Origin of the sequence: Streptomyces sp. NPDC002490 (assembly GCF_040296045.1) — a bacterium.
GTDB lineage: Bacteria > Actinomycetota > Actinomycetes > Streptomycetales > Streptomycetaceae > Streptomyces.
In genome coordinates, this window is the sequence record NZ_JBEOWM010000034.1 from 59866 (window position 1) to 80219 (window position 20354).

The 20354-nt window shown below is 73.2% G+C and carries 24 protein-coding genes; 23 read left to right on the forward strand and 1 reads right to left on the reverse strand.

Features of this window, described 5'->3' with window-relative positions; translation table 11 throughout:
- Positions 1-325 precede the first annotated feature (325 nt).
- The 23 genes from ABT092_RS21505 (at position 326) to ABT092_RS21615 (ending at position 19162) form a co-directional block, all read left to right on the forward strand.
- Complete coding sequence (locus ABT092_RS21505; RefSeq protein ID WP_351246199.1) at positions 326-577, forward strand: acyl carrier protein; 252 nt, start codon at positions 326-328, stop codon at positions 575-577.
- Between the two features lie 19 nt (positions 578-596).
- On the forward strand, positions 597-1823 hold the full coding sequence (locus ABT092_RS21510) for a beta-ketoacyl-[acyl-carrier-protein] synthase family protein (protein ID WP_351246201.1): 1227 nt from the start codon (positions 597-599) through the stop codon (positions 1821-1823).
- A gap of 34 nt (positions 1824-1857) precedes the next feature.
- Entirely contained in the window at positions 1858-3015 is a 1158-nt protein-coding gene (locus tag ABT092_RS21515) for a beta-ketoacyl synthase N-terminal-like domain-containing protein (protein WP_351246203.1), read from the forward strand.
- On the forward strand, positions 3012-3977 hold the full coding sequence (locus tag ABT092_RS21520) for a beta-ketoacyl synthase N-terminal-like domain-containing protein (RefSeq protein WP_351246205.1): 966 nt from the start codon (positions 3012-3014) through the stop codon (positions 3975-3977). Before ABT092_RS21515 ends, ABT092_RS21520 begins: the two co-directional genes overlap by 4 nt.
- Complete coding sequence (locus tag ABT092_RS21525; RefSeq protein ID WP_351246207.1) at positions 3977-4870, forward strand: alpha/beta fold hydrolase; 894 nt, start codon at positions 3977-3979, stop codon at positions 4868-4870. Before ABT092_RS21520 ends, ABT092_RS21525 begins: the two co-directional genes overlap by 1 nt.
- Positions 4870-5925, forward strand: a complete 1056-nt coding sequence (locus ABT092_RS21530) for an acyl-CoA thioesterase family protein (protein WP_351246209.1) — start codon at positions 4870-4872, stop codon at positions 5923-5925. The genes ABT092_RS21525 and ABT092_RS21530 overlap by 1 nt, the downstream gene beginning before the upstream one ends.
- Positions 5926-5969: 44 nt before the next feature.
- Positions 5970-7175, forward strand: coding sequence for a beta-ketoacyl-[acyl-carrier-protein] synthase family protein (locus tag ABT092_RS21535; protein ID WP_351246211.1), 1206 nt, complete (start codon positions 5970-5972; stop codon positions 7173-7175).
- Positions 7172-8182, forward strand: a complete 1011-nt coding sequence (locus ABT092_RS21540; RefSeq protein WP_351246213.1) for a beta-ketoacyl synthase N-terminal-like domain-containing protein — start codon at positions 7172-7174, stop codon at positions 8180-8182. Before ABT092_RS21535 ends, ABT092_RS21540 begins: the two co-directional genes overlap by 4 nt.
- A gap of 77 nt (positions 8183-8259) precedes the next feature.
- Entirely contained in the window at positions 8260-9054 is a 795-nt protein-coding gene (locus ABT092_RS21545) for an SDR family oxidoreductase (RefSeq protein WP_351246215.1), read from the forward strand.
- Positions 9054-10055 carry an alpha/beta hydrolase gene (locus tag ABT092_RS21550; protein WP_351246217.1) on the forward strand — a complete coding sequence of 334 codons (1002 nt, stop codon included), beginning with the start codon at positions 9054-9056 and terminating at the stop codon, positions 10053-10055. Before ABT092_RS21545 ends, ABT092_RS21550 begins: the two co-directional genes overlap by 1 nt.
- Positions 10048-10374 carry a hypothetical protein gene (locus ABT092_RS21555; protein WP_351246219.1) on the forward strand — a complete coding sequence of 109 codons (327 nt, stop codon included), beginning with the start codon at positions 10048-10050 and terminating at the stop codon, positions 10372-10374. The genes ABT092_RS21550 and ABT092_RS21555 overlap by 8 nt, the downstream gene beginning before the upstream one ends.
- Positions 10374-10781: a hypothetical protein gene (locus tag ABT092_RS21560; protein ID WP_351246221.1), complete on the forward strand. Its 408-nt coding sequence runs from the start codon at positions 10374-10376 to the stop codon at positions 10779-10781. Before ABT092_RS21555 ends, ABT092_RS21560 begins: the two co-directional genes overlap by 1 nt.
- Position 10782: 1 nt before the next feature.
- Positions 10783-11187: a hypothetical protein gene (locus tag ABT092_RS21565; RefSeq protein ID WP_351246223.1), complete on the forward strand. Its 405-nt coding sequence runs from the start codon at positions 10783-10785 to the stop codon at positions 11185-11187.
- 32 nt (positions 11188-11219) lie between these two features.
- The gene (locus ABT092_RS21570) at positions 11220-12332 is read left to right on the forward strand and encodes a beta-ketoacyl synthase N-terminal-like domain-containing protein (RefSeq protein WP_351246225.1); all 1113 of its coding nucleotides are present in this window, start codon (positions 11220-11222) and stop codon (positions 12330-12332) included.
- On the forward strand, positions 12329-13258 hold the full coding sequence (locus tag ABT092_RS21575) for an ACP S-malonyltransferase (protein ID WP_351246227.1): 930 nt from the start codon (positions 12329-12331) through the stop codon (positions 13256-13258). Before ABT092_RS21570 ends, ABT092_RS21575 begins: the two co-directional genes overlap by 4 nt.
- 91 nt (positions 13259-13349) lie before the next feature.
- Positions 13350-13607 (forward strand): acyl carrier protein, encoded by a 258-nt coding sequence (locus ABT092_RS21580; RefSeq protein WP_351246229.1) that lies wholly within the window; start codon positions 13350-13352, stop codon positions 13605-13607.
- Positions 13607-14548: a 3-hydroxyacyl-ACP dehydratase FabZ family protein gene (locus ABT092_RS21585; protein ID WP_351246231.1), complete on the forward strand. Its 942-nt coding sequence runs from the start codon at positions 13607-13609 to the stop codon at positions 14546-14548. Before ABT092_RS21580 ends, ABT092_RS21585 begins: the two co-directional genes overlap by 1 nt.
- A 7-nt stretch (positions 14549-14555) precedes the next feature.
- Positions 14556-15296: a 3-oxoacyl-[acyl-carrier-protein] reductase gene (gene fabG, locus ABT092_RS21590; protein WP_351246233.1), complete on the forward strand. Its 741-nt coding sequence runs from the start codon at positions 14556-14558 to the stop codon at positions 15294-15296.
- Positions 15293-16021 carry a 2-hydroxychromene-2-carboxylate isomerase gene (locus ABT092_RS21595; RefSeq protein ID WP_351246235.1) on the forward strand — a complete coding sequence of 243 codons (729 nt, stop codon included), beginning with the start codon at positions 15293-15295 and terminating at the stop codon, positions 16019-16021. The genes fabG and ABT092_RS21595 overlap by 4 nt, the downstream gene beginning before the upstream one ends.
- Positions 16022-16160: 139 nt before the next feature.
- Complete coding sequence (locus ABT092_RS21600) at positions 16161-17093, forward strand: alpha/beta hydrolase (RefSeq protein ID WP_351246237.1); 933 nt, start codon at positions 16161-16163, stop codon at positions 17091-17093.
- Positions 17094-17106: 13 nt separating this feature from the next.
- Positions 17107-17637 (forward strand): hypothetical protein, encoded by a 531-nt coding sequence (locus tag ABT092_RS21605; RefSeq protein ID WP_351246239.1) that lies wholly within the window; start codon positions 17107-17109, stop codon positions 17635-17637.
- A gap of 148 nt (positions 17638-17785) precedes the next feature.
- Entirely contained in the window at positions 17786-18274 is a 489-nt protein-coding gene (locus tag ABT092_RS21610; RefSeq protein WP_351246241.1) for a hypothetical protein, read from the forward strand.
- Positions 18275-18391: 117 nt separating this feature from the next.
- Positions 18392-19162, forward strand: a complete 771-nt coding sequence (locus ABT092_RS21615) for an SDR family oxidoreductase (RefSeq protein ID WP_351246243.1) — start codon at positions 18392-18394, stop codon at positions 19160-19162.
- 341 nt (positions 19163-19503) lie between these two features.
- Here ABT092_RS21615 and ABT092_RS21620 read toward each other — a convergent pair.
- Positions 19504-20354, reverse strand: an 851-nt coding sequence (locus ABT092_RS21620) for a nuclear transport factor 2 family protein (protein ID WP_351246245.1), incomplete at its 5' end; no start/stop codon positions are given.

Genomic DNA, 20354 nt, shown 5'->3' on the forward strand with positions numbered 1-20354 from the left:
GTCAACCAGCCATGACCCAAGTCATGGTGACGGTCAGTCAGGCAGAGGGAGGCGGGCGTGCCGCTGTCGCCCGCCGTCCCGCCCGGTGCCGGTGCGGGGGAGCGCGGCCGGACGGCCCGGCAAGGGGGCCGTCCCGCGTGTTCCCGTGGCACCAAACGGTCGGCGGTTGCGCCGTGGACTGGCAGCTTCTGCTGCGTTTCCGCCGCTCACGGTCGTTCGCGAACCGGGTGCGGCAGCTAGAGGTCATCCGCCTTGATGGGATTCCCGACCGGTCCTAGCGTGGGGCGCGCTGGCAGGGAATTCCGGGAAGCGAAGGCGGGAGACTATGAGCACTGTGGTGGACGAGCGTCAGGCGAAGATCCGCGACATTGTCTGCGACATCCTCGAACTGGAACCGGAAGAGGTGACCCAGGAAAGCCTCTTCAAGGAGGACCACAACGCGGACTCGCTGCGTGCGATCGAAATCCTGGCCTCCTTGGAGAAGGCATTCAACATCGTCATCGACCAGTCCGAACTGGGTCGCATGGTGAATCTGAACGGAGTCTACGAGGTCGTTTCCGAAGCCGCCGGCTGGTAGTCGGAGAATCGGGGAGACCATGCTCCAGGAATCGGCCCGCAGGGTCGTCATCACCGGGCTCGGAACGGTGTCGAGCATCGGTATCGGAACCCAGGAGTTCCTGACCGGCCTGCGTGCCGGACGTAGTGCGGCGCGACCCATCACGGCCTTCGACACCACCGGGTTCGCGTACTCGATCGGCTGCGAGATCGAGGACTTCGACTCCGGCCGGTGGATACGCCGGCTCGACCCCCAGAGCCTGGGGCGGGCCAGCCAGTTCTCCGTCTCGGCGGCCCGGATGGCCGTGGCCGACGCGGGGCTGGAGGAGGCCGAACTCCGGCGGCACCGCTGCCTGACCTCGATCGGCACCACCGACGGGGAATCCCGCGACCTCGACCAACTCGTCGAGTCCGAGGTCAGGCACGGCCCCGAGGCGATGGACGCCGGGGTGGCCCGACGCGTGCCGGCGGGCCGGCTGTCCGGCGCGGTCGCCCAGGAGTTGGGGCTCTCCCGGGTGGAGGCCGTCACCCTGCCGACCGCGTGCGCCGCCGGCAACTACGCCATCGGCTACGGCTACGACGCGATCCGCGGCGGGGACGTCACCTACGCCCTGTGCGGCGGCGCGGACTCGCTCTGCCGCAAGACCTTCACCGGGTTCTACCGGCTGGGCACCATCGCCCCGGAGCGCTGCCAGCCGTTCGACCTGAACCGCAAGGGCATCCTCACCGGCGAGGGCGCCGGCGTCCTGCTGATGGAGAGCCTGGAGTCCGCCCTGGCGCGCGGTGCCCGGATCTACGCCGAGGTGCTCGGCTACGGCCTGAACTGCGACGCCCACCACCCGGTGGCGCCCAACCAGGACAGCGTCGCCCGGTGCATGCAACTCGCCCTGGACGACGCCGGGGTCAAGTCGTCCGAGGTCGACTTCATCTCCGCGCACGGCACCGGCACCCGGGCCAACGACGTGACCGAGGCCGCCGCCATCCGCCAGGTCTTCGGGCCGCGTCCGCCGCGCACCGTCTCGATCAAGTCGATGATCGGGCACAGCATGGGCGCCGCCAGCGCACTGGCCTCCATCGCCTGTGCGCTCTCCCTCACCGAGGGGTTCATCCCGCCGACCATCAACCACGTGGAGACGGACCCGGAGTGCGCCGTGGACTGCGTGCCCAACCAGGCGGTCGAGGCCGACCTCCGGGTGGTGCAGAACAACGGACTCGCCTTCGGCGGCAACAACTCCGTCGTGATCTACGGCAGGTACGAGGGCACGTGATGCGGCTCCGCCTGACGTGCCCGGGAGGGGCGTGATGAGCGTGTTGGTGACCGGAGCCGGTGCGAAGGCCAGCATCGGCGACGACGTGAACGAGGTCTTCGAGTCCCTGTGCGCGGGCCGGAGCGGGCTGGCCGAACTCCGCGGCTTCGACGCCGCGCGGTACCGCACCCGGCACGCCTACGAGATCGACGACCGGCCCCCGGGCCGCCCGGACCGGCCCTACCGGGCGACCGACTGGCTGCTCGCGGCGGTCGCCGAGGCCACCCGTCAGGCGGGCCTCGGCGAAGACCTCCACGACGTGCCGGTACTCGTCGGCACCGGACTGCGGGAACTGCGCTCGGCGGAGCTGGCCTGGCGCGACGGCGCCGGGTTCGACGTCGACCGGCTGCACTTCGGCACGGCACTGCGCGAGCGGTTCGGCGCGGTGCAGAGCCACACCTTCTCCAACGCCTGTTCCGCCTCGCTGCACGCCCTCGCCCTGGGCGCGGACCTGATCGAGGCCGGCGAGAGCGACACGGTGGTGGTGGCCGGCGTCGACACCCTGACCGAGAGCATGTACGGCCTGCTGGACCGGGTGCACATGGACCCGCCGCAGCGCGTCCAGCCCTTCGACCGGGCGCGCAAGGGCGTGCTGATGGGGGAGGGCGCGGTCGCGGTGGTGCTCCGCCGCGAGGACGGCCCGGTGGCCGGCGCCCTCGGCCGACTCCGGTCGGTCGGCATGAACTGCGACGCGCACCACGTCACCGCCCCCGACCCGACCGGCATCACCGCGGCCGTCCGGGAGGCCCACGACCGGGCCGGGGTGAAGCCCTCCGACATCGACCTGGTGATGCTGCACGGCACCGGCACCCTGCTGAACGACGAGGCGGAGGCCGCGGCCGTCGCGACGGTCTACGGCGAGGACGTCACCGGCCCGCTGATGACCGCGCTGAAGTCCATGACCGGGCACACCTCCGGCGGCTCCGGGCTGCTCAGCCTGGTCGTGGCCCTCCGGGCGATGGCCACCGGCCGCGTCCCGGCCACCCTCGGCCTGGACGAACCGGTCCGGGAGGCCGCCCGGTTCCGCTTCGTCCGCGACCGCGAACGCCGGGCACCGGACCTGACGCTCGCCCAGGTGGACGCCTTCGGGTTCGGCGGGGTCAACACGGTGGCCGTCGTCGAACGCATCCAGAAGGGCGGGAACCGAGCATGAGCACCCTCCGCGTGGGCATCACCGGGATCGGCTCGGCCCTGCCGGGCGTGGACGTCCCCGCCGACCTGTTGCGGGCCGCCGCCGACGGCGGCCCCGTCGTCCCGGCCGACCGCATCGGACGCAAGGGGCTGCGCTACAAGGACCGCGCCACCCAACTCGCCCTGGTCGCCGTCCGCGACGCGCTGCGGGACTCCCGGCTGGTCCCCGCGGACGGCGAAGGGTGCGCGTGGGGCGCCTCCACGGCCGTGGTCGCCAGCTCCAACCTCGGCAACCTCGACACCGTCTGCCGTACAGCCGCGGAGATCGCGACCGACTCGGTGGAGGGCATCAGCCCGATGGGGCTGCCCAACGCCTCCAGCAACGTGGTGGCCTCCTCGATCGCCATCCGGTTCGGGCTCCGCGGCCCCAACCTGATGGTGTGCAACGGCGCCACCAGCGGGCTGGACGCCCTCGGGTGGGCGGTCCGGCTGATCCGGGCAGGTCGCGCCGAACGCGCGGTGGTCGTCGGGGTCGAGACGCACAACGAGGTCACCGAGGCATTGACCGGCCACCCGGCCACGACCGCGCTGGACGGGGCGGTGGCCCTGGTGCTGGAGGGCGTGCCCGCGGCGCACCGGCGCGGGGTGCCCCCCGTCGCCGAGGTGGGCGACCAGGCCCGCCGGGGCTCGGTGGACGCCTGCGTCGCCGCGCTGCTGGCGGCGCCCGGCCCGGTGCCGGGCGGGTGGCTCACCTCCGAGGGCCTGGACCCCGACCGGCCGGTGCCCGGGACCGAGGGGATGCCCCGGCACGCGCTGGACGCCGTCCTGGGCCACGCCTCCGGCGCCCTGGGCGTCGCCCAGGGCGCCGCGGCGGTCGGCCTGCTCACCGGGGACGGGCCCGGCGCCGTCCTGCTCACCAACGGCGACGACGGCTGCGACGCGGTCGCGGGGCTGGTGCTGCGCCGGGCGGGGGAGGCCGGCTGATGAACGGTGCCCGGGGGCTCGCCGTCCAGCCCGAGACCCCCGTCCTGGTCTCCCGGGTCCGGGCGGGGGCGGGCGGCGACGGCCCGCGCCTGTTGCTGCTGCACGGGTTGGCCGCCGGCTCCGACACCTGGGACCGGCTGCTGCCCCTGCTCGACCCGGAGTGCGAGGTGTGGACGGCGGAACTGCCCTGGCGGGGCTCCGGAACGCCCGAGTGGTGGCGCACCCCGCCCGCCCGCTGGGTCCGGGAGGCCGTCGACGCGGTGCCCGGCGGCCCCACCGTCCTCGTCGCCCACTCCTTCGGCGCCGGCGCGGCGCTGAGCTGGCTCGACACCGCCGTCACCGGTGCGCCGGAAGCCGGCACCGGACGGTGGGCGCCCGGTCCGACCGGTCCCGGCGCGCTGCGCGGCGTCGTGCTCGCCGCGCCGTTCTACCGGGCCCGGGCCGCCGACTTCGACTGGGCGGCGCTCTCCTACCACCTCAACCGCTTCGAGGCGATCCTCGAAGAAGGCGTCCGGGTCCGCTCCGCGGGGCGACTCGCCGCCGACATCCAGCAACGGATGGCCGCCAAGGTCAGGGACCGGGTCGGCTGCCACGGGTGGATGCGGTTCTTCGACACCTACCTGTCCACGCCCGACCTGCGGACCCCGGCGATGCACCTGCCGTTCCTCCTGGTCAGCGGCAGCGAGGACATCGCGGCCCGGACGGACGACGCCCGCGCGCTGACCGCCCGGCTGCCCGACGCCGCCCTCCACGTCCTGGACGGCGTCGGCCACTTCTCCATGGTCGAACGGCCCGGGACCTTCGCGTCCCTCGTCAACGGACTCGTCCGCGACCTCCACGACCTCACGGCCCGGAAACGGTCGGGCCCCGTTCCCTCACCTGGAGCACCCTGATGACCGAAACGCTCGACCCCACGGTGGCCGCCGCCACCAAGGCCCTGCTGAACGCCACCACCACCGTGACCGTCCGGCCCCGCTACGAGGGCTCCAACATCTGCACCTGGATCGGCTTCAAGCACGTCAACTACCTGGTCGAGGAAGCCGTCCTGGACCACTTCCGCAGTGCCGGGCTGTCCTCCCGCTCGCTGTACGAGGAGTTCGGACTCGGACTCGACGTCGTCGACCTGGACACCCGCATCCTGCACGCCTTCCACCTGGACGACACCGCAGAGGCGCAGGTCGCCCCCGACACCGGGGACGGGGCCGCCGCCCTCGGCTTCCGGGTGACGCTCACCATCGAGCGGGACGGCGCCCCGGTCAAGGCCGTCACCTCCAAGGTCAGGGTCTCGCTGCGGCCCGACGGCTACCTCCAGAGCGCCGAGCAGCCGCCCGCCGAGCTCGCCCCCTTCGTGGCGGAGCGGCTGGGCGCCCACCTCGGCGGAACCGCCGCGGAGACCACCGCCCACGGGACCGCCGTCGAGCCCGCCGACACCACCGCGCTCGGCCCGGGCCGGGGCACCGGGGGGAGCACCGACCCGGTGCTGCACCTGCTGACCCGGGACGCCAACGCCTTCGGCTGGAAGTGGCGCATCCCCTACCCCTACTGCCACTTCACGGAGCGCCTCCAGATGTCCGGCTACCTGCGGCAGATGGAGGAGGTCGTCGACCTCTTCCTCGCCGACCGGGGCATCTCCATCCGCACCCTCCTGGACGACCGCCGCTGGATCCCGGTCGTTCCGCACTCCCGCATCCAGATCCTCGACGAGGCGCTGATGGAGGAGGACCTCTACACCGTCTACACGGTGGAGGACGTCTTCAAGGACCTCACCTACACCTCCCGGATGGACTGCTACGTCGTCCGGGACGGCGCCCTGGTGCAGACCGCCACCGGGCGGATCACCCACGGCTACGCGGTGATCGAGAACCGCCGCGACTGGTCCCTGGTCAACTTCGACGACCACGTCGTCCGCGCCCTGAAGGGCGGGGCCGGCCCCGACGCGTCCGCCTGAGGCCGCCCGGGCGTCCGCCACCCACGCACTCCTCGGAGAGACCCATGGACGACGTACTCATCACCGGACTCGGTGTCCTCAGCTGCCTCGGCAGGGGAGTCGACGCCTTCCGGGACGGCATGGCCCGGGCCACCAGCGCGCCCCGACCCACGACGGACCCCGCCGCCCGCATGGCCGTCCCGCTGATGTACTCGGTGCCCGCCGACGACCTGCCCCCCGACCCCGGGACGCTGGACGGGCAGCAGCTGGGCGCCGGCTCGCGGTACGCCCTGGACGTCACCCGGCAGGCCCTGGCCGACGCCGGACTGACCGGCCACGGCTCCGCGACCCTGGACGCCGATCCCCGCCGGGTGGCCGTGGTCATCGGCACGGGCATGGGCGACGCCGGGCTCCACGAGGAGTGGCGGCTCGGGGCCCGGCCCCGGCACGACGCCTGGAGCCCGACCTTCTCGGTGGCCGCCGCCGTGGGCCGACTGGTCGGCGCGGAAGGCCCCAACACCAGCGTCAGCAACGCCTGCGCGGCCAGCGGCTTCGCGGTGTCGTTGGCCGCCGACCTCATCCGCTCCGGAGAGGCCGACGTGGTGGTGGCCGGCGGCGCCGAAGCCTACTCCCGGGTCGCCCTCGGCTGCTTCAACCGGCTGGGCGCGGTCGACCCGCTGCGCTGCCGCCCGTTCGACGCGGACCGGGCCGGCACCGTGTTCGGGGAAGGCGCCGCCGCGCTGGTGCTGGAGTCCGCGGCCCACGCCCGCCGCCGCTCTCCGCGACGGGCGTACGCCCGGCTGGCCGGGGCGGGATGGAGCTGCGACGCGCACCACACCACCGCCATCGAACCGGAGGGCACCCAGATCACCCGTGCCATGCGGCGCGCCGTGGCGGAGGCCGGCATCGAGGTCCGAGACCTCGGCTGCGTGGTGCCGCACGGCACCGGCACCCTGATCAACGACACGGTGGAGAGCCGAGCCCTGGCGGGACTGCTCGGCCCGCTCGCCGAGGAACGTCCGCTGTACAGCCTCAAATCGCTGATCGGCCACACCGGCGGCGCCGCGGGAGCACTCGCCGCGCTCTCGGCGGCCCTCATCGTGCACCACCGGGAGGTGCCCCCGAACGTCGCCCGGGAGCACCCCGACCCCGAGTGCGGGGTGCTGCTCCCGGAGCGCACCGGCCCGCTTGAGGGCGGGTCGGTCCTGGTCAACGCCTACGCCTTCGGCGGCAACAACGTCTCCCTCGTCCTCCAGGAGGTGGCCGCGTGACCGGCTTCGACGCCACCGAGGTGGCGGTGACCGGCATCGGGGTGGTGACCCCGCGCGGCGGCGACGCCCGGGCCGCCGACGCGCCCCGCCCGAGCACCCCGGGCGACTGGTTCGACCACCGGGTCGAACTGGGCCGCCGCGGCTACAAGTACCTTCCCCCGGCGGCGCAGTACTACCTGGCCGCCGCCAACCGCGCGCTCGCGGCGGCCGGCGGCCCGGCGGTCCCGCCGGAGGACCGCGGTGCCGCGGTCGGGACGAACAGCGCCGCCGAGGCGCTGCACACCGCGATGGACGAGACGATCGTCGGGGCCGGCGCGTCCGACCTCAGCCCGGCCACCGCGCCGTACTTCTCGATCAACCTGTTCGGCAGCCGGATGGCCATGGAGCACCGGCTCCAGGGCTTCAACCTGACCCTCACCACCCCGCGCGTCGCCGGTCTGGAGGCCGTCCAGACCGGGCTGCGCTCGGTACGGCTGGGCCGGGCCTCCTGGCTGCTGGCCGGCGCCACCGAAGAGGCCCTCGACCCCCGCGACCCGGGTGCCGACCGCTCCGAGGTCGGCGCGGTCGCCCTGGTGCTGGAGCGGACCGACCTGCTCCGGGCCCGCGGCGGCACGGCCCTGGGACACCTGGCCGTGCGCTCCTGCTACGTACCGCCCGACGCGGCCCCGGACGAGGCCCGGGCCCGGATCGGCCGGCTGCTCGACGAGCGCCCCGCCGGAGTCGAGGGACCGGACCCCGGCTCCGTCACCGCGGTGCTGGACGGCTCGACCCTCGCCACGGCGGTGCACCGGGTCCTCGGTCCGGACGTCCGGCACGCCCCCGCCGGCTCCGGCGCCCTGGAGCCGCTGCTCCAGTCGGTGGGCACGCTCCACCGGCGACCGGACCGCCCCGGGGCGGTGGTCACGGCGTCCGCCCAGGGCAACGTGGCGGTCTGCTGGGTCCTCCCGGCCCGCGAGGACCTCACGGCGGCCGACCGGCGGGCGCACGCCGGACCGACGGCCGCGTGAACCCGGTACCCGGCCCGCCGGGCGAACGAGCGGCGGCGACGCCGTCCACGGCACCACGACACACGAGGAGTAGGGCAATGGCAACACCGCTCGCAGGATCCTGGGCGCTGGTGCTCGGCGTCTCCAGCGGCATGGGGCTCGCCGTGGCACGGCAGCTGGCCCACGAGGGCGTGCACGTGCTGGGGGTGCACTTCGACACCGCCAGCGGCCAGGAGAAGGCCGAGGCGGCCGCCGAGGAACTGCGTTCCCTGGGCGTCCGGGTGCACTTCCACAACGCCAACGCGGCCCGCGCCGCCACCCGCGCCGAACTGGTCCCCCTGTTCCGGGAACTGACCGGTGACCGGGGCATCCGCATCCTGGTCCACTCGCTGGCCTTCGGCACCCTGGTCCCCTTCATCGCCCGGGACGGCCGGCCCGGCCTGTCGGAACGGCAGATGACGATGACCCTCGACGTGATGGCGCACTCCCTCGTGTACTGGACCCAGGACCTCCACGCGGCCGGGCTGCTGCGCACCGGCGCCAAGGTCTACGCCATGACCAGCGCCGGCAACGCCAAGGTCACCACCACCTACGGCGCCGTGTCCGCGGCGAAGTGCGCCCTGGAGGCCCACGTCCGGCAACTGGCCGTCGAGTTGGCGCCCAGCGGGGTCGCCGTCAACGCCCTCCGGGCCGGGGTGACCGTCACCCCCTCGCTGGAACGCATCCCGGAGAGCGCCGAACTGGTCGAGCGCGCGACCCGCACCAACCCGCACGGGCGGCTCACCCGGCCCGAGGACGTCGCGGAGGCGGTGGCCCTGCTCTCCCGCTCCGAGACCTCGTGGATCACCGGCAACGTCATCGGTGTCGACGGCGGGGAAGTCCTGACCGCCTGATGGAGAACGAACGGACCAAGGACACCGGCGGCCGCAGGGGCCGCCCGCCCGGGACCGCCCGGCGGGCACTGACGGTGCCCTGGCGACTGCTGCGGGCGGTCGGGCTCGGCGCCCGCCACGCACACCGGCTCTACCATCCCGAGAAGAGCAAGGTGGGACGCACCCCGGAGCACAAGAAGCTGCCGATGCGCCGGATGCAGGTGACCACCCGGATGGACCGGGTCACCCTGGAGGCGTGGGTGGTGCCCGGCACCGGCCCGCACACCGTGGTGGTCTGCCACGGCGTGGAACGGTCCAAGTCCAGCACCCTGGGCCACATCGCCCTCCTCCACTCGGCGGGCTACCACGTCGTCGCCTACGACATGCGCAACCACGGGGAGAGCACCGGCGACCGGCGGCTGGGCCGGATGGCCCGGCGCTACACCAGCGACCTGCGCGACGTGCTCCGCCAGGTGGCCGACGACCCCGAACTGGGCCGGGGGAAGCTCGCCGTGCTGGGCTTCTCCTTCTCCGCCTGGCCCTCCCTGCGCGTGCTCACCGAGCCCGGCGCCCCGCCGGTGTGCGCCGTGGTCGCGGACAGCGGACCGCTGTACGACATCGGCGCCGGGCTGGCCAACTTCGCCGCGCTGCGCCGGGCCGGCCTGCCCGCATGGGCGCGCGGCGGGCCCGCGTTCGCCTGCTACCGGCACGCCTTTTGCCTGGTGGCCCTGCGGATGCTGGCGCTCCGCCGCTGGCCCCCCGACCTCACCGGTGTGCCCACCCGGCTGATGTTCGTCGCCGGCGCGGCGGACCCGCTGGTCACCGAGGACCAGGTGCGCCGGGTCGCCGGCGCGCTGCCCGGGGCACGGCTGTGGGTCGCGCCGACCGCGATGCACATGAACGCCATCCGCTTCGACCGGCAGGAGTACGAGACGCAGGTGCTGACCTTCCTCTCCGAATCCTTCGCCGCACCGGACCGGCGTCCGACCCCCGGCCCCGAGGAGGCCCGCAGCCGTGCCTGAACACCTCCTGATCGAGAGCGAGGGCCCCGCCTACGGGCCCGGCGCCGTCCGGTTCGTGACCGATGCCGCGCACCTGGCCCGCGCCGGGGACCGCACGTCCCTGCTCCTGGTGGACAACGCGGTCTTCGCCGCGGTCGCCGGAGCCAGTGCGGAGATCGCCGACTTCACCGGCGTCGGCGGGGAACTGCTCGTCGACGCGTACGCGGTCCACCAGCGCGCCCTGGTGCCGAAGGACCTGGTCCCCGAGGCGCGACTGGTGGAGATGGACGAGGTGGCCACCCGGCTGCTGGCCCCCGACACCCGGGTGGTGTGGCACTGATGGCCTCGAAGATCGCCCGCAGCGACGTCCTGCTGGCCGTGTTCGGCGGCCCGCACCGGACGGAGCTGATGACCACCGTGTTCCGGATGACGCACGCCCTGCTCGGACGCGGCGCCACCGTGCAGATCTGGACCTGCGGGGACGCCACCGGGCTCACCCGCCTCAGCCTCGGCGACAGCAAACCGCGCAACGTCGTGGACTGGACCGGCGACTACCCCTCGACCACCGCCCTGGCCCGCGGACTGCTCGCCGAGCACCCCGATCGACTGCGCTGGTACGTCTGCCGGTTCTGTTCCGACGAGCGGGGCATGGCCGAGCAGATCCCCGAGGTGCGCAGGCGTCCCCCGTTCACCTTCTGGGAGCACGCCGTGGCGGCCGACAAGACCCTGACCCTGGGGGTGTGCTGACATGACGACCGCCGTCCACCCCGCCCTGGTCATGATCGACCGCGCCTACCGCGGCTCGGTGGAGACCCAGTTCGCCGACGTCCTCTACTTCATCCGCGAACTCAACCGTCAGGTCGGCGGGCTGCACCTGGCGCTGCGCGGTGACGCCGTGACCTACGGGCTCGCCGCGCCCGACCACACGCCGTCGATACGGCTGGGCAGCCGCGAACTGGACACGCTGCCCGATCCGCGCCGCTCGATGCGCACCCTGCTGGAAGAGGGCACCGAGGTCTGGGTCGAGCAGGCGGACCTGGCCCGGGCGGCCGGTCCGGACGCCGCTGCCCGGCTGCTGCCCGGGGTGCGGCTCGCGGGACCGGGCGAACTGGCGCGCAGCTGGTCCTCGTACACCCGGGTGTGGTTCATGTGACGCCGCCCGCCACGACCGAAGGAGCACAGACGATGACCACCCTTGCCGAGCGCGGAGCGTTGATCTCCGCGTGGGCCGCCGTCTCGCCGTGGGGGCCGGACGCCACCGGGTTCCGCGCCGGGTCGCACGGGGCGCTCGACACCGAGGCGGCGGTCGACGCCGAACGCTGGACCGTGCCGCAACCCACGGCCTGCCTGGTCCCGGACTTCGACACCCGGCGGAGCCTGGGCCGCAAGGGCACCCGCTCCATGGACCGGGCCACCGGGCTCGCCGTGACCGCGCTCGGCCAACTGGTCGGCGGCCAGGACCGGTTGCCCGGCATCGGACCGGACACCGGGCTGGCCCTGGGCACCAGCACCGGCAGTGCCCAGAGCATCATGGACTTCACCCGTGACTCCCTGGTGGGGGCGAAGCCGTTCTTCGTCGACCCCGCCCGCTTCCCCAACACCGTGATGAACTGCGCGGCCGGACAGTCCGCGATCTGGCACGGTCTGAAGGGGCCCAACACCACCATCGCCGGCGGCCGGGCCACCGGGCTGCTCGCCCTCCAGTACGCACTGCGGCTGCACCGGGCCGAGCGGGCCCCCACCGTGCTGTGCGGAGCGGTCGAGGAGTACTCCACCGCCCGCGCCTGGTTGGACTGGCACGCCCGGGGCGGAGCCCCGGGCGACACGCCGCTGGGCGAGGGCGCCGCGGTGTGGCTGGTGGAGAGCGCGGACACGGCCCGGGAGCACGGCCGGAACGGACTGGCCACGGTCGAGGGGCTGGAGTTCGGGTTCGCCGCCGACCCCGAGGACATCCGGACCGTGCTGGCCGAGTGCCTGCGGACCCTGCGGGAGCGCGGCGGCACCGGCCCCGAGGACCTGTGGGCGGTCGCGACCTCCCAGGTGCCCGGACCCGAGGGCGAGGCCGAACGGGCGGCCCTGGACGAGGTGTGGGCGGACGCGGCGCCCCGCACGCTCCCCTGCGCCGAACTGATCGGCGACACCTACGCGGCCTCGGCCGCCTTCCAGGTCACCACCGTGCTCGCCGAAGCCGAGCGGGACGCCTCCTCGGCGGGCCGCACCGCCCTGGTCACCTCCGTCGAGCGGGACGGCGTGGTCGCCGCCGGGCTCTTCCGGCTGCTGGGCGGTGGGCAGCGGTGACCGGCGCACCGCCGACGGCGCTGTTGTTCCCCGGACAGGGGGCCCAGCGCGCGGGGATGGGCGAGCCGTGGCGGGAGGTCGACGCCTGGCGCCTCACCGCGGAGGTCTCCGCGCACACCGGGACCGATGTCGAGGAGTTGCTGCTCAAGGCCGACGACGCGACCCTGCGCGAGACCGACCTGGCGCAACTCGCGGTCTTCACCCTCTCCGTGGTGGTCCTGCACCACGTGCGGAGCCGGGAGGACCTCCCGGAGGTCGTCGCCCACGCCGGGCACAGCCTGGGGGAGTACGTGGCCCTGTACGCGGCGGGCGCGCTGACCCTGCCGGACGCCGCCCGGCTGGTCGCCGCCCGCGGCCGGGCCATGCGGGAGGCCGCCCGCCGTGACCCGGGCACCATGGCCGTCCTGGTGCGGGCCGACGAGGAGACCGCCCGCACGATGGTGGACACGGCCCGGGCGGCCGGGCACCGGGTGTGGGTGGCGAACCTCAACGCCCCCGGCCAGATCGTGGTGTCCGGCAGCCACGAGGGCGTCGACCACGTCGCGTCCCTCGCCGCTGACCACGACGCCAAGGCGATCCGGGTCGCCGTGGGCGGGGCCTTCCACACCCCGCTGATGGCATCGGCGGGCGAGGAACTGTCCCGGGCCCTGCTGGCGGTGCCCTTCGCCGCCTCCCACGAGCCGGTGGTCGCCAACGTCGACGCCCGGGTCCACCGGGGCGGGGAGGCCGACTGGCCGGAGCTGGAGGTGCGCCAACTCACCGGCCCGGTGCTCTGGGAACGCGGGGTGCGCACGCTCCACGACGCCTTGGGGTGCGTGCGCTTCCTGGAGTTGGGGCCGGGACGGACCCTGGCCGGAATGGTCCGACGGACGCTACCCGAGGCGACCGTCGTCACCGTCAACACGCCCGTGGACCCGCTCCGTTAGACCGATGGACTCCGTTCCCGGCCCGCCGACCGGCGGACCGAACGGCCGGCACAGACGCAGATGCAGTGCGGACGAGAAGAGAGGCACACCGATGTCCGAGAACACCCCGGTACTGGACCTGGAGGACCTGCGGCGGACCGTCGCCGACATCCTCGACGTGGAGGAGGAGGAACTGACCGACGACGCCCACTTCGTGGAGACGCTCGGCGTCGACTCGCTGATGGCGCTGGAGGTCATGGTCGTCCTGGAGAAGAAGTACGACGTCAAGCTCGGCGAGGACGAACTCAAGGAGGTCACCACCCTCCAGCGGGCCTACGACCTGCTCGGCGGGAAGCTCGGGGTCGGCTGATGCCCGCCTGCTCCCCCGTCGAGGGCGTCCCCGAGCCGCTGGACGCCTCCCCGGACGCCACCGTGGTCACGGTGGCGTCCGGGGAACGGGTCTTCGCCGGCCACTACCCCGGGTTCCCGATCTTCCCGGGCGTCTGCATCGTCGAGCACGTCCACCGCAGCGCGCTCGCCGCGCTGCCGGACCGGGCGGAGGGCGCCCCGGGAGCCTGGCGGCTGACCGCGGTGGAGAGCACCCGGTTCCTCTCCCCGGTCTTCCCCGGGGACACCATGACCATCCGACCGACCTGGTCCCGGGACGGGGACGCACGACGCTGCAAGGCCGTCGTCGCCTCGCAGCGCGGCACCGCCGCGCAGGTCAGACTGCGGTACGAGGCGGGCACCGCCGCCCCGACCGCCGAGGCAGCCGAGGCCGCCGGGACGGCCGGTCCCGATCCCGACACCGCGATGGGGACCGCCGCCATCAAGGAGGTGCTCCCGCACCGGTACCCGATGCTGTTGGTCGACCGGGTGCTGAGCCGGGCGGACGGCGCGCACCTGGTCGCGCAGAAGGCCGTGACCTGCAACGAGCCCTGGTACCAGGAGCTGCCCCCGGGGGCCACCGAGGACGACCACGCCTATCCGGAGGTCCTGCTGGTCGAGTCCTGGTGCCAGTCCGCCGGCATCCTGATCGCCGCCGAGCGCCCGAACCCGGACGTGCTCAGCGGCCAGGTGATGCTCTTCGGGAGCATCTCCGACATCCGGTTCGCCCGCCGCGTCCGTCCGGGCGAGGTGATGGAGCACCGGGTGCGGCTGTCCCGCGCCCTCTCCGACACCGTGGTCTTCGAGGGCGAGTGCGTGGTGGACGGCCGGGTGGTGGCCACGATCGGACGGGTCGTCATGGCGATGCGCCCGGCCTTTGAACTGACCGAACAGGCGCCCGTGCGCGCCGAAGAGAGCAGGTAGGGATCACATGTCCGACAGTTCGTCCCGCACCGCACTGATCACCGGCGGCTCCCGCGGCCTGGGCCGGGCCACCGCGCTGCGGCTCGCCGACGACGGCTACGACGTGGCCTTCTGCTACACCGCGAACGCGGACGCCGCACGCGCCTTGGAGAAGGAGATCGCCGAACGCGGAGTGCGGGTGCTGGCCCTCCGGGCCGACGTCTCCGACCCCGCTTCGGCCAAGTCCCTGGTCACCGCGGCCCAGGAGGAGTTCGGCGCGCTGGACGTGCTGGTCACCTCCGCCGGCATCGTCCGGGACAACCCGTTGCTGATGATGAAGGACGACGACTGGAACCGCGTCATCGACGTCAACCTCAACGGGACCTACTACGTGTGCCGTTACGCGATCTTCGAGATGATGAAGCGCAAGTCGGGGTGCATCGTCAACGTGTCCTCGGTGGCCGGCGTCCACGGCAACCCGACGCAGAGCAACTACTCGGCGTCCAAGGCCGGCATCATCGGCTTCACCAAGGCCGTGGCCAAGGAGGTCGGCCCCTACGGCATCCGCGCCAACGTGGTCGCCCCCGGATTCATCGAGACCGACATGACCGCGGGCCTCACCGACAAGGTGCGCGAACAGGCCGTGGGGCAGATCCCGCTGCGGCGCCTCGGGCGCCCCGAGGAGGTCGCCGAGCTGATCTCGTACCTCACCCGCGCCACCTACGTGACCGGCTCGGTGTTCCAGATCGACGGCGGCATCGTCCTGTGAGCGGTGCGGCGGGCGGGCACCGACGGCGCGGGGCGAAGGCGCCGCGGTTCTACTTCTCGCTGCGCAGCCCGTACTCCTGGCTCGCCCACCACGACCTGCTGCGGCACCATCCGGACGTGGCGGAACGGGTGGAGTGGCGCCCGTTCTGGGAACCGGACGAGCGGTCGCGGACCCTGCTGGCGGAGGCCGGGGGGGACTTCCCCTACGTGGCCATGTCCCGGGCCAAGCACCTCTACATCCTCCAGGACGTGCGTCGACTGGTGCGGGAACGCGGTCTGGAGTCGACCTGGCCGGTCGACCGCGACCCGCACTGGGAGGTTCCGCACCTCGCCTACCTGGCAGCGGCGGCCCTCGGACGGGGGCCGGAATTCATCCAACTCGCCTACCGCAAGAGGTGGATGGAAGGTCTCGACATCTGCGACTCGGATACGATCTCCGCTATGGCAAAGGAGTTGGGGGTGCCCGAGGGGCCGCTGGTGGCAGCGGTCGACGACCCCGGGGCGCGGCGCAACGGGGTGGCGGCACTCCTCGACGTGCACCGGGACGGCGTCTTCGGGGTCCCGTTCCTCGTCCACGGCTTCGACAAGTTCTGGGGGGTGGACCGACTGGGGGCGTTCGCCGCCTCGGTCCGCGGGAGCACGGCAACGGCACCCGCAGCACAGGACGTCGGGCGACCGGCCACGAGCCCGGGCGGGGACCAGGGGCACGCCGGCGGCTGCGGGTGACCGCTCCCCGGCCGCGCGCCCCGCGAACGGCGGGGCGCCCGGGCGGGCCGGGTCGCGCACCCGGCCCCCGAGGACGTCGTCCGAGCGTCGCACCCCCCGCGTAGCAGCGAGGAAGTCCACGTGGGTGAAGGAGACAAACATGCCACGAGCCGTCGGTGAGAGCGCGACCCGCTTCTCGCCCATGACCCATGCCCTGTCGGCGCTCGCATCGCCGCTGGCACCGGTGTGCGGACTGGCGCTGGCCTATGCGCTCTTCCACCCGCCGCGGCGCAGACACCACAAACAGCCGGTGGACGTGGGACTGCCCGAACCCGAGGAACTGCGGGTCCCGGTCGGCGGCGGCAAGCACGTCCACGCCTGGCTCTGCCTCCAGGACCCCGAACGCGTCGTCGTGATCGGACACGGCATGGGGCTGAGCAAGTCGGCCACCCTCGGCCACGCCAAGTTCCTCCACGACGCCGGGTACACGGTCTGCCTCTTCGACCACCGCAACCACGGGAGCAGCAGCCAGGACCGCTCGGTCACCGGACTCAGCGACCGCTTCACCACCGATGTGCTGGCGACCGTGCGGCTGCTGCGCTCCCGGGAGGAACACCGGTCGGCGAAGGTGGCCGTGTACGGGTTCTCCTTCTCCACCTTCCCGATGTTCTACGCGCTGCGGGACCCCGACGTCGAGGTCGACGCGGTGATCTGCGACAGCGGTCCCGGCGAGGAACTCGGCCCGCTCTTCGCCAACTTCCTCGACGCCGGAGTCCTCCCGGTGCCCGCCCCGCTCCGCGCCAGGCCCGCCCGTTACCCGCTGGAGGCCACCCTGTGCCGCGCGGGCAAGGCCATGCTGCGCTCCCAGTGGCCCCCGCCGGCCGCCGGCCGCTACGCCACCACTCCGCTGCTGTTCATCGCGGGCGAGGAGGACCGCATCCTGCCGGCCTCCTCGGTGGACGCCCTGGCCAGCCGCTACTCGCACGCCGAGGCGCACATCCTGCCCGGGGTCGGACACCTCCTCGGACTCAAGGAAGCCAGGGAACGGTACGTCGACACGGTGCTGGAGTTCCTCCGGCACGCCCTCAAGTGACGTGGTGGTGCACATGACGGGAATCCCCCGGGTCTGGGGCGCGCACGAGGCGGAGGTCCGTGCGTCCTACCCCTGCGACACCCTGTTGGCCGCACCGCGGGAGCACTGGGTCCGCGCGGTGACCGTCCGGGCCGACCCCGCGACCGTCTTCCGGTGGCTGTGCCAGCTCAAGGTGGCGCCCTACAGCTACGACCTGCTGGACAACCTGGGCCGGCGCAGCCCGCGCCGACTCACCCCGGGCGCGGAGCGCCTGGAGGTCGGGCAACGCGTGATGACGATCTTCCGGCTGGTCGACTTCGAGCCGGACCGGCACCTCACCGTGCTCCTCGACAAGGAGCGCGCCCTGAGGCTGTTCGGCGGCTTCGCGCTGACCTACCGGGTCACCGAGGAGTCCCCCGGGATGACCCGGCTGGTGGCCAAGCTCGTGGTGGGCGACGACGACGGAGTGCTGCGCCGACTCCGCCGACCGCTGATGGCCTGGGGCGACCTGCTGATGATGCAGCGTCAACTGCACGTGCTGCGCAAGCTCGCCGAAGGGCGTTGAGGACGCCGGCCCGGCCGAGCGCGGCGGCGGACGGGACGGAAGGTACGTTGGTGCCGCGGTCCGATCGACGGTGTGACCGATCGTCGACTTCGCTTCGGAGGGGAACGGGATGAACACGGCGGGGCGGAAGCCATGGAGCGTCGGGAGCGTGCTGGCCCTGGCCGCGGGTCTGGTCTGCGCGGGCGTGCTCGGTTCGGGCATGCTCACCCTGTTGGAGCTGGCGGACGACGACGACTGCGAGGGGACCGGGAAGCGGCTGGAACAGATTGCGGGCCTCGGCGTCCTCCACTCCCCGCCGGCCGGTGCCCGCCCCGCGAAGGGCTTCGAGGAGGCGGACACGGGCTGTCTCGACGACAGCGGCGACGAGTACCTGGGGTCCTTGCGCGCCTACGACTCGGAGCTCGACGAGGCGGCCGTGCTGAAGCACTACCGCGCGGTGGCGAAGGGCGGGGGCTGGAAGGAGCGGAAGGTGACGTACGGGACGGCCGAGTCCCCCGAGGACGTGGACGCCGTCAAGGCGTGCTTCACCAAGGACCTGCCCGGTGGAGCGGCCAGATTGAGCCTCCGGCACGACCCCTCCCGCACCTTCCAGGTGAACGTGGAGTCGGACCTGGACGGGAACGGGCTCGACTGCTGATCCGCCGCCCCCCACCCGACGGGTGCCTCGGCCGCGTGCGAGGTCCTCCTCGAACGACAGCCGCTAGCCTCGTCCTCTGATCGTCACTCGACGAACGTCCGAGGTGGAGGAAGAGGCATGACGGCAAAGGCACTTGAGGGGAAAGTCGCACTCGTCACCGGGGGCAGCCGAGGCATCGGCCGGGCCATCGCCGAACGCCTCGGCCGGGACGGCGCCGTCGTCGCGGTCGGCTACGCCCGGCAGGAGGGCGCGGCCGACGAGGTCGTCGCGCGGATCGAGGAGCGGGGCGGCACCGCCTTCGCCCTGCCCGCCCCGCTGGGCCGGCGCGGGGACGCCGTGGCACTCTGGGCTGCCTTCGACGAGCGGGTGAGCGCCCACGTGCCCGGCGGTGGGGTCGACATCATCGTGAACAACGCCGGCATAGGCACCAGTTCAGACCTCGCCTCACTGACCGAGGACGAGTTCGACGAGGTCTTCGCGGTCAACGTCAGGGCCCCCTTCTTCATCGTGAAGGAGGGCCTCGGCCGGCTCCGTGACGGGGGGCGCGTGATCAACATATCCAGCGGCGTCGTCCGGATGGCCACGCCCGAGATCATGGCCTACGGCGCCACCAAGGGCGCGTTGGACAACTTCACCCTCGCCCTCGCCAAGGAGTTGGGGCCGCGGGGCATCACGGTGAACTCGGTCGCCCCGGGGGTCATCGACACGGACATCAACGCGAGTTGGCTGCGGGACCCCGAGGCGGCGAAGTGGGCGGCCGGCATTTCCGCACTGGGCCGGATCGGCCAGCCGGAGGACGTGGCCGGGGTGGTGGCCTTCCTCGCTTCGGACGACGCGCGCTGGGTGACCGGCCGGGTGGTCGACGTCACGGGGGGCTCCGCGCTGTAGACCGCCGGCGCACGGCCGACGCCGGGGCGACGGCGTCGGCCGCACCTGCTGCGCGAGCTCGCCGAAGGGCGTTGGCCTCAGGAGGCGGCCCCACCGGGCCGTGACGTGTCGCCGGCGTATCGCGCAGCAGGACCGCCTCCTCGTCGAGGTGGTGGAGCAGCGCCCACCGTGCGTCCCGCCGAAGCCAACTCGACCGGGAGCGTCGCCGTGGCCGTCCGGAGGAGGAGCGCCCGCTTGGTGGGGACGGACGTGCACTCGACCCTCCGCCGTCGGAGAAGGACGATCCCCTGACCGGGCGACCGCGTTCGGCGGGGCGCAGTGGTGATGAGGTCGGGCCGGTGTTACCGGGGCCAGCGGGGGAGGGTGGGGTCGGTGAAGTAGCGGAGGTCGTCGAGGAGGTCGAGTCCCATCTGGTGGAGGATGTGGGGGATGTCGATCATGACCCAGTTGTCGATGATCTTGTTGTTGTGGTCGGTGCGGTACCAGTCGGCGACGCGCATGGTGATGTGGCGGCCGGTGGGTGGGGTGCCGAGCCAGGCTCCGCCGGTGTGGGTGCCGTGGAGGGAGGGCCAGCCGCCGGTGACGGCGAAGTGTCCGTCGCCGGCCTGGATGTAGTGGCCGGGTTGGTCCTCGGGTCCGTCGGGGTCGCGGGGGTAGCCCGTGCGGTCGGGGAATGCCTGGATGAACAGGGCCCCGTGGTAGTCGAGGAAGCCGCGTTGGCCGCGGGTGGAGCCGATGCCGGCCGGGCCGTACCAGTTCATGTCCTCGTGCCAGTGCGGACTGTGTCGGGAACGAGTGGCCGCGAGGTCTTTCAACTCCTCCCCCGAAGCGAGGCCGGATTGCATGTCGCGGATGATGCGGAGGGTCGTGGTGCCGAGGTCGTCGGTGGGGTGTGCGGTGGTGTGGGGGAGGGGTGGCAGGGGCCATTGTTCGGCGCTTCCGGGCATGGTGCGCAGGGGGTAGCGGCCGGTTTGGCGCAGGACGTCGACGACGTCGAGGAGGACGTACATCTTGGTGATCTTCCCGTTGTGGACGACGGCGTTGGTGCCGAAGCGGAGGAAGGTCAGTGCGTGGGTCGGGGGGATTCCGATCCAGTCTCCGGCGTGGGTGCCCATGAGGTTGCCGAGGGTGCTGACGACCTCGCGGCCCTCGTAGGTGTCTCCGATGGTCAGGCCGAGCCGCTGTTCGTAGT